This window comes from Streptomyces sparsus (genome assembly GCF_054776295.1).
The window spans coordinates 1-2167 of sequence record NZ_BAAHCA010000842.1; the positions used below are offsets into that span (position 1 = coordinate 1).

Consider the following 2167-nt stretch of genomic DNA (forward strand, 5'->3'; position numbering starts at 1 on the left):
CCGGCCCGCTCCGGCGCCGCGGTGCACGACGAGGGGGACCACCCGGGGGTTGTGGACCCGGGTGCGCAGCGTCGGGGTCCAGCCGGCGCCCCGGGCGAGCTGCTCGTCGGGCACGCCCGCGTTGTGCACCGCGATCAGGTCCGTGCGGCGGCCGTTGACGATGTTGTTCTCCGCGGTGAGCGGTGCCTCCGACCACTTCTTGAGGATCGTCGCCGGATCGACGTGCGAAGCGAGCGTGAAGGCGTTGTGCTCGGCGACGAGGCGGGACTCGGCCCCGATGCCGTAGGTGTAGCCGTAGGTGCTGCCCCGCGTCGCGACGAAGTGGTTGTTGTAGGAGTCGACCTGCCCGAACCGCACGCGCGGCGCCCGTTCGTTGAGGTTCTTGAACAGGTTGTGGTGCAGGGTGACGCGCAGCTTGCCGCGGTCGGTCGCCCCGGCCCCGTCGCTGTTGCCGATCAGCATGGTCTTGTCGTGGTTCTTGAAGACGTTCCAGGAGACGGTGACCAGGTCGGCGCCGCGCACGATGTCGACCAGGCCGTCGTGCTGCTGGTACAGCTCACCGAAGTAGCGCGGCTGGTCCGCGTCGAGCCGGTCGCCGTCGCTGAAGGTGTTGCGGTCCACCCACACGTGGTCGGAGCCGTAGATCACCATGTTGTCGTACTCGGAGTTCCAGGCGCCGTTCGCTCCGTCGGTGGGGTCCCACTGCGGGAAGCAGTCGTAGGTGTCCTCGAAGTTGAGGTTGCGGATGATGACGTTCGACACGCCGCGCACCTGGAGGCTGGCACCGATGACGGTGGCGTCCTTGCCGACGCCGACCAGTGTGGTGTTGGAGGGGACGGCGACGTTGACGGCGGCCTTCTGCTTGGCGGCCGAGGCGACGCGGGCGTCCTCCATCGGTCCCGACGGCTCCTCCCTGCCCCAGGTCTCCGGATCGTAGGCGGCCAGGTACTTGTCCAGGGTGTACCCGTCGGTGTGGTAGTCCTCGCACTCCAGCGGCCTGCCCTCCGCGTCGGCGTTGCCGTGCACGGTGCCGGCGATCCTGACGATCTTCGGCGCGTCCCCCGCCTCCTCGAAGGCGGCGACGAGCTCGGCGCGGTTGGTGACGGTGTAGACGTGCTCGGGCGCGGCCTTCGAGCCGCCGGTGGTGGAGCCCTCCGCCGAGGCCCATCCGTCACCCGCGGGCAGGGCGGCGCGTTCGAACCCCTTCGGCTGCGGGGCGGCGTGGGCCGGGACGGCCAGGGTCAGGGCGAGGGTGGCGCAACCCAGCACCAGTGTGATGGCACGTGCATGACATGTACGGGTCGGCATCGTGAGTCCTCATCTGTCGGGATCGGGGGGCGGGTCGGTCAGCGGAGCAGGGGGCGGGGCTCAGGCGGGTGGCCAGCTGATCCGGGCCTCCGGGACCGGGGCGTCGAGCCGGCGCAGGTCGCGGCGGGGCAGCACCCGCTGCTCCAGCAGGGCGAGGGCGGCCATCCGGGCCACCTCGATGGCGCCCCGCGGCCGGAAGTGGGTGTTGTCCTGACGGCCGTCGGGGTAGTTGGGGGACTCCCCTGGCGGCAGGTGGTTGAAGTAGGCGACGGTGCCGTCCGGACCGAGCTGCTGCCAGCGGTCGAGGGACCGCGCCTGGAGGTCGAGCAGCGGCACCCGCTGCTCGGCGGCCAGGGCGCGCATCGCGGCGGGATACTCGCCGTGGGTGGGCCGTGCCGCGCCCTGCTGGTCGAACCGGCGGCGCTCCACCGGCGTCATCAGCACCGGTCGGGCGCCGCGGGCCCGGGCCTCGTCGACGTACTGCCGCAGGTACTCCTGGTACGTGGTCCAGGGGTCGGTGCCACGCGCAGGATCGTCGGTCTTCTCGTCGTTGTGCCCGAACTGGACCAGCAGCAGGTCTCCCCGGCGGACCTGCGCGAGCAGCGCTCCGAGCCGTCCCTCGTTGATGAAGCTCATCGAACTGCGCCCGTTCACCGCGTGGTTGGCGACGCCGACGGCCGGGTTGAGGAACAACGGCAGAGCCATGCCCCAACCGGCCTCCGGCGAGGCGTCCGCGTACTTCTGCGCGGCTGTCGAGTCGCCCGCGATGTGGACGGTCCGGCGGCGGGGCCGGGAGCCGCCGTCGTCGGCGGCTGCGGGGTCGGCGGTGAGGGCCAGCGGCAGCCCGGCCAGGGCGGTG

2 protein-coding genes are annotated in these 2167 nt (G+C 71.8%); both read right to left on the bottom strand.

Annotated elements, in window-relative coordinates; all coding sequences use genetic code 11:
* On the bottom strand, positions 1-1308 hold a 1308-nt coding region (locus ACYVE9_RS24045), incomplete at its 3' end, for a pectate lyase family protein (RefSeq protein ID WP_461029990.1).
* 60 nt (positions 1309-1368) lie between these two features.
* A complete protein-coding gene (locus ACYVE9_RS24050; protein ID WP_461029991.1) occupies positions 1369-2160 on the bottom strand; it encodes a rhamnogalacturonan acetylesterase in 792 nt (263 codons plus the stop codon).
* Between the last annotated feature and the right edge of the window lie 7 nt (positions 2161-2167).